At 57.4% G+C, this 305-nt stretch carries 1 pseudogene; it reads left to right on the top strand.

Going from position 1 to position 305, the window contains the following annotated elements:
* Positions 1-305, top strand: a pseudogene (locus tag ACTHS8_RS10845) (ATP-binding cassette domain-containing protein); the annotation flags it as partial.

Genomic DNA, 305 nt, shown 5'->3' with positions numbered 1-305 from the left:
CTGAAATATTGCGGAACCGATCTGCTGACCCAGCCCGAACGCGCCCTGCAAAAACTGCGCGGCCGCGAAAACGGCATGGTGTTTCAAGAACCCAAGACCGCCCTCAACCCCGACATGCGTGACGGCTAACAAATTTCCGAAGTCCTGTCCCTGCATTTGGGTTTGGATAAAAAACAGGCATGGGCGCGCGCTATCGAACTCCTGGACGAAACCGGAATCCACCAGCCCGAGCAAAAAGCCCAGGCCTATCCTTTCCAACGTTCCGGCGGCCAACGCCAACGCGCCATGATTGCCATGGCCGTATC

Origin of the sequence: Neisseria sp. P0016.S008 (genome assembly GCF_051957775.1) — a bacterium.
Taxonomy (GTDB): domain Bacteria; phylum Pseudomonadota; class Gammaproteobacteria; order Burkholderiales; family Neisseriaceae; genus Neisseria; species Neisseria flavescens_B.
The sequence above is the reverse complement of the archived record's forward strand: the minus strand, read 5'-3'. Positions and strand labels throughout refer to the sequence as shown.